Source organism: Antarctobacter albus, assembly GCF_900101505.1.
Classification (GTDB): Bacteria; Pseudomonadota; Alphaproteobacteria; order Rhodobacterales; family Rhodobacteraceae; genus Antarctobacter; species Antarctobacter albus.
This window is the reverse complement of record NZ_FMZI01000024.1, coordinates 37,676-43,675: the sequence shown is the minus strand read 5'-3', so window position 1 is coordinate 43,675 and position 6,000 is coordinate 37,676. Positions and strand designations below refer to the sequence as shown.

Sequence of the window (6,000 nt, the reverse complement as noted above, 5' to 3'; positions counted from 1 at the left end):
CGAGAAGACCTATTTCTCGGACTACAAGGGCTATTACTTCTCCGGCGACGGCTGCCGCCGCGACGCCGATGGCGATTACTGGATCACCGGCCGGGTCGACGACGTGATCAACGTCTCGGGGCACCGGATGGGCACCGCCGAGGTGGAATCGGCGCTGGTCGCGCATGAAAAGGTCGCCGAGGCGGCGGTCGTCGGCTACCCGCACGAGATCAAGGGCCAGGGCATCTACTGCTACGTGACCCTGATGAACGGCGTCGAGCCGACCGAGGAGCTGCGCAAGGAGCTGCGCACCTGGGTCCGCACGGAAATCGGCCCCATCGCCTCGCCCGACCTGATCCAGTGGGCCCCGGGCCTGCCCAAGACCCGCTCCGGCAAGATCATGCGCCGCATCCTGCGCAAGATCGCCGAGAACGACTACGGCGCCCTCGGCGACACCTCCACCCTCGCCGACCCTTCCGTCGTCGACGACCTCATCGAAAACAGAATGAACAAGGGCTGACCCGATGATGGACGGAGCAAACACCCCCGCCACCGCCCCCGTGCTGATCCTGCTGGGCCCCCCGGGGGCCGGCAAGGGCACCCAGGCGCGGATGCTGGAAGAGAAATTCGGCCTCGTGCAGCTTTCGACCGGCGACCTTCTGCGTGCCGCCGTGGCTGCGGGGACAGCGGCCGGGCAGCGCGCCAAAGCGGTCATGGAGGCCGGGGAGCTGGTCAGCGATGACATCGTCATCGCCATCCTGCGCGACCGGCTGGCCGAAGCGGATTGCGCCAAGGGCGTGATCCTCGACGGTTTTCCCCGCACCACGGTGCAGGCAGAGGCGCTGGACGGTCTGCTGGCCGAGAGCGGTCAGAAGATCAACGCCGCCGTCAGCCTGGAGGTGGACGACGCCGCGATGGTGACGCGCATTTCGGGCCGCTACACCTGCGGCTCCTGTGGCGAAGGCTATCACGACAGCTTCAAGCAGCCCGCCAAACCCGGCACCTGCGACAAATGCGGCGGCACCGAGTTCAAGCGCCGGGCCGACGACAATGCCGAGACCGTCGCTGCACGGCTCGAGGCCTACCACGCCCAGACCGCCCCGCTGATCGACTACTATGCCGCGCAACACGCGCTGATCGGCATCGATGCGATGGGCGAGATCGACGACATCGCGGGGAAACTCGCCGCGATCGTGAAGACGGCCACCGCCTGAGGCGGGGCCAGAGAAATCGCCCGCCGCGACCCCAGCGCGGCGGGTTCCTGGAGGAAAGAGGAGGACCCGCGACATGGCGGATCAAACCAATCACGGCGCCGAGGCGACCCAGAAGTCCGATGCGGCTTACTGGTCGGCCAACGTGCGTATCATCGTCATCAGCCTCATCATCTGGGCGCTGGTATCTTTCGGCTTTGGCATCCTGCTGCGCCCGATGCTGTCCGGCATTGCCGTCGGCGGCACCGACCTGGGCTTCTGGTTTGCCCAGCAAGGCTCGATCATCGTCTTCCTGGCGCTGATCTTTTTCTACGCCTGGCGGATGAACAAGCTCGACCGTGAATTTGGCGTCGAGGAGGAGTAAGACGTTATGGATCAGTTTACCATCAACCTGCTGTTCGTGGGCGCGTCCTTCGCGCTCTACATCGGCATCGCGATCTGGGCCCGCGCGGGTTCCACGTCGGAATTCTACGCCGCCGGACGCGGCGTGCACCCGGTCACCAACGGCATGGCGACGGCGGCGGACTGGATGTCGGCGGCCTCCTTCATCGGTATGGCCGGTCTCATCGCCTTCACCGGCTATGACAATTCGACCTTCCTGATGGGCTGGACCGGCGGCTACGTGCTGCTGGCGCTGCTGCTTGCGCCCTACCTGCGCAAGTTCGGCAAGTTCACCGTGTCCGAGTTCATCGGCGACCGTTTCTACAGCCCGACCGCCCGCGTGGTGGCCGTGATCTGCCTGATCGTCGCCTCGGTGACCTATGTCATCGGCCAGATGACCGGCGTGGGCGTGGCCTTTGGCCGCTTCCTCGAGGTGTCGAACACCACCGGCCTTCTGATCGGCGCCTGCGTCGTCTTCGCCTACGCCGTGTTCGGCGGCATGAAGGGCGTGACCTACACCCAGGTGGCCCAGTATTGCGTCCTGATCATGGCCTACACCATCCCGGCCGTCTTCATCTCGCTGCAACTGACCGGCAACCCGGTCCCGGCGCTGGGTCTCTTTGGCGATCACACCGCAAGCGGTGAGCCGCTCCTGGCCAAGCTGGATGCCATCGTGGCGGAACTCGGCTTCAACGAGTATACCGCACACCACGGCGACACCTTCAACATGGTGCTCTTCACCCTGTCGCTGATGATCGGCACCGCAGGCCTGCCCCACGTCATCATGCGGTTCTTTACCGTGCCCAAGGTGGCCGACGCACGCTGGTCTGCCGGCTGGGCGCTGGTCTTCATCGCGCTGCTGTACCTGACGGCCCCGGCTGTTGGCGCAATGGCCCGCCTGAACATCACCGACATGATGTGGCCGAACGGCGCATCCGGCGATCCCGTCTCGGTCGAGATGATCGAAGGCGACCAGCGTTACGACTGGATGGCCACCTGGCAGCAGACCGGCCTCCTGGGCTGGGAAGACAAGAACGGTGACGGCCGCATCGCGTACTTCAACGATGCAGATCCGGAAACCGTTGCGAAGATGAAGGAAGCCGGCTGGGGCGAAGCCAACGAGCTGACCAACTTCAACCGTGACATCCTGGTTCTGGCCAACCCCGAAATCGCCAACCTTCCCGGCTGGGTCATCGGTCTGGTCGCTGCGGGCGGTCTCGCCGCCGCACTGTCCACCGCCGCCGGCCTGCTGCTGGCGATCTCCTCGGCCGTGTCCCACGACCTGATGAAGGGTCAGCTGACCCCGAACATCAGTGAAAAGGGCGAGCTGATGTCGGCACGGATCGCAATGGCCGTGGCCATCGTCGTCGCCACCTACCTGGGGCTCAACCCTCCGGGCTTCGCGGCACAGACCGTGGCACTGGCCTTCGGCCTCGCCGCTGCCTCGATCTTCCCGGCGCTCATGATGGGCATCTTCACCAAGGTGAACAACAAGGGCGCGGTTGCGGGCATGGTCTCGGGCCTGGTGGTCACGCTGATCTACATCTTCCTGCACAAGGGCTGGTTCTTCATTCCGGACACCAACTCCTTCACGGATGCCAACCCGCTCTTGGGCACCATCAAGTCGACCTCCTTCGGGGCCGTCGGTGCGCTGATCAACTTCGCGGTGGCCTTCACCGTGTCGAAGATGACCCAGCCGATCCCGCAAGAGATCGAAGAACTGGTGGAATCGGTCCGCGTGCCGCGCGGCGCCGGGGCTGCCGTGGACGGTCACTGATATGGGTCGGGCTGTCGCAGCGGCAGCCCCTCCCCTGCGCATTCGTCCCGTCCGGCCATGTGCCGGGCGGGACTTTTCGTTTGATCTTTCTGACGTCGGACATTCGCCCGCCGGATCGGAATACACCCGACACGCAACGCGTTCCCAAAACCTGCGCCCTGAGACCGCCCGCCCCATGTCTTTTGCGCCGTTGCAGCGCTATGCGGTGCACAGCATCGCGCGCCCTCAACTGTCGGAGACGTCAAAGTGACCACCGGGCATGTCTTCATCGCCATGAGCCTCGACGGCTATATCGCCCGCGAGGACGACAGCCTGGACTGGCTGACCCCCTACCATGCCCCGGACGAGGATCACGGCTTCGATGCCTTCATGGCCTCAGTCGACGGGCTGGTCATGGGCAGCGGCACATTTCGCACCGTTCTGGGGTTCGGCGGCGACTGGCCCTATGCCAAGCCCGTCATTGTCCTCAGCCACAGCCTGACCCGGGACGACATTCCCGACGCCCTGCGGACACGCGTAACGCTCAGCCGAGAGACGCCTACAGCCCTGATGAGCAGGCTGGACGCCGAAGGGTTTCAACGCGTCTATGTCGATGGCGGTGCGGTGATCCGGTCCTTCCTGCAAGACGGCTTGATCGCGGACATGGAGATCACCCTGGTCCCTGTCCTGATTGGACGCGGACGCAAGCTCTTTGGCGAGATGGACCTGGCGACCGACCTCCGGCTCGATCAGCTCCGGGTGCGCCGGTTCTCCTCTGGCCTCGTCCTGACCCGCTACGCCGTTTCCGCCCCATCTTCCAGCAAGGACGCCTGATGCCCATCGACCACGCCGACCTGCTTCGCTTTCTCTCTGCGGTGCATCCCTATGACGCGCTGGACCCAGAGGCGCTGGACGAACTGCTGCCCGCCTTCCGGCCCCAGGCGATGGCCGCCGGAGAGGCGATCTACACACTGGGAGAGAAACTGGACGGGCTCTACCTGATCCACAAGGGCGCCGTGGAGGTTCGCGACCAGAACGGGGTGCAAATCTCTCTCCTGGGGCCGCGCAACTCGTTCGGGGAACGGGGTCTGATGCGGGACGGGCTGGCCGCAACCAGCGCCAGCACGCGCGAGGACACACTGCTATTGGTCCTGCCTGTGGACCAGTTCCAGAAACTGCTGGAAACCCAGCCCGCCGCGCGCAAGTTCTTTGATCGCCAGCGCGCCCCGAAACCCAAACGCGCCGACCTTGCCACCAGCCGGGTCGAGACGCTGATGGCCCCGGCCCCCCTGACCTGCCCGCCGGACACGCCGGTGCAGCACGCGGCGCAGCTGATGCATTCGCGGCATATCTCCTCGGTCTGCATCACCGAAGGCAAGCAACTGCGCGGCATCGCCACGATCCGCGACCTGTCCGGCAAGGTGGTGGGCGGCGCCCTGCCCTATGACACGCCGCTGTCCGAGATCATGACCGCCGATCCCGTCAGCCTGCCGCCTTCTGCCATTGGCTCGGACGTGCTGCACATGATGATGGAACGCCGCATCGGCCATGTCCCCGTGACGGAAAACGGCGAACTGGTGGGGATCGTCACGCAAACCGATCTGACCCGCTTCCAGGCCATGACCTCGGCGGAACTGGTTTCGGAAATCGCCCGCGCGAGAGACGCGCAAGACATGGCCCGTGTCACCGCGCGCATCCCGCAACTGCTGGTCCAGCTTGTCGCCGGCGGCAATCGGCACGAAGTCGTCACGCGGCTGATCACCGACATCGCCGACACCGCCACCCGCCGCCTTCTGGCGCTGGCCGAGGCGCAGCTTGGCAAGCCTCCCGTGCCCTATCTCTGGGCCGCCTGCGGCAGCCAGGGGCGGCAGGAACAGACCGGTGTGTCGGATCAGGACAATGTGCTGATCCTTTCGGACGATGTGACCGACGACCAGATGCCCTATTTCGAGGCGCTGGCAAATTTCGTCTGCGACGGGTTGAACACCTGCGGCTACGTCTATTGCCCCGGTGACATGATGGCCACCAACCCGCGTTGGTGCCAGCCGGTTCGCACCTGGCGGCAGTATTTCGACAACTGGATCGCCAAGCCCTCGCCCGAGGCGCAGATGCTGGCCAGTGTCATGTTCGACCTGCGCGCCATCGGCGGCACAACGGCGCTTTTCGAGGATCTGCAGGAGACAACCCTTGCAAAGGCGGCCAAGAATTCGATCTTCGTAGCGCACATGATCTCGAACTCGCTGAAACACACGCCCCCGCTGGGCCTGTTGCGCGGGTTCGCCACGATCCGCTCAGGCGAGCACAAGAACCAGCTGGACATGAAACATAACGGCGTCGTGCCGGTGGTCGACCTTGGCCGGGTCTACGCGCTGCAGGGACGGTTGACCCCGGTCAACACGCGCGCGAGGCTCGAGGCGGCCATTCCCGCCGGTGTGCTCAGCCAGTCCGGCGGGCAGGATCTGCTGGACGCCTACGACCTGATCGCCGAAACCCGGCTGGAACAGCAGGCCCGCCAGATCAAGGCCGGCAGCGCGCCGGACAACTACCTGGCCCCCGCTGACCTGTCGGATTTCGAGCGGAGTCATTTGCGCGACGCCTTTGTCGTGGTCAAATCCCTGCAATCGGCGGTAGGCCACGGCAAGGGAATGCTGTCGTAACAGCGGCCCGCGCCCG

Annotated in this window: 6 protein-coding genes; all 6 read left to right on the top strand. The window is 65.2% G+C overall.

Annotated elements, in window-relative coordinates; genetic code table 11:
- Window positions 1-499, top strand: a 499-nt coding sequence (locus BLQ71_RS24830) for an AMP-binding enzyme (protein WP_139168487.1), incomplete at its 5' end; no start/stop codon positions are given.
- Window positions 500-506: 7 nt separating this feature from the next.
- Complete coding sequence (locus tag BLQ71_RS24825) at window positions 507-1,193, top strand: adenylate kinase (RefSeq protein ID WP_074623644.1); 687 nt, start codon at window positions 507-509, stop codon at window positions 1,191-1,193.
- A 73-nt stretch (window positions 1,194-1,266) separates the two neighbouring features.
- Entirely contained in the window at window positions 1,267-1,554 is a 288-nt protein-coding gene (locus BLQ71_RS24820) for a DUF4212 domain-containing protein (protein ID WP_043145385.1), read from the top strand.
- Between the two features lie 6 nt (window positions 1,555-1,560).
- Window positions 1,561-3,348, top strand: coding sequence for a sodium:solute symporter family protein (locus tag BLQ71_RS24815; protein ID WP_043145386.1), 1,788 nt, complete (start codon window positions 1,561-1,563; stop codon window positions 3,346-3,348).
- A 246-nt stretch (window positions 3,349-3,594) separates the two neighbouring features.
- Window positions 3,595-4,161 (top strand): dihydrofolate reductase family protein, encoded by a 567-nt coding sequence (locus tag BLQ71_RS24810; protein ID WP_074623640.1) that lies wholly within the window; start codon window positions 3,595-3,597, stop codon window positions 4,159-4,161.
- Window positions 4,161-5,984, top strand: coding sequence for a DUF294 nucleotidyltransferase-like domain-containing protein (locus tag BLQ71_RS24805; RefSeq protein WP_074623639.1), 1,824 nt, complete (start codon window positions 4,161-4,163; stop codon window positions 5,982-5,984). Before BLQ71_RS24810 ends, BLQ71_RS24805 begins: the two co-directional genes overlap by 1 nt.
- Window positions 5,985-6,000: the final 16 nt, after the last annotated feature.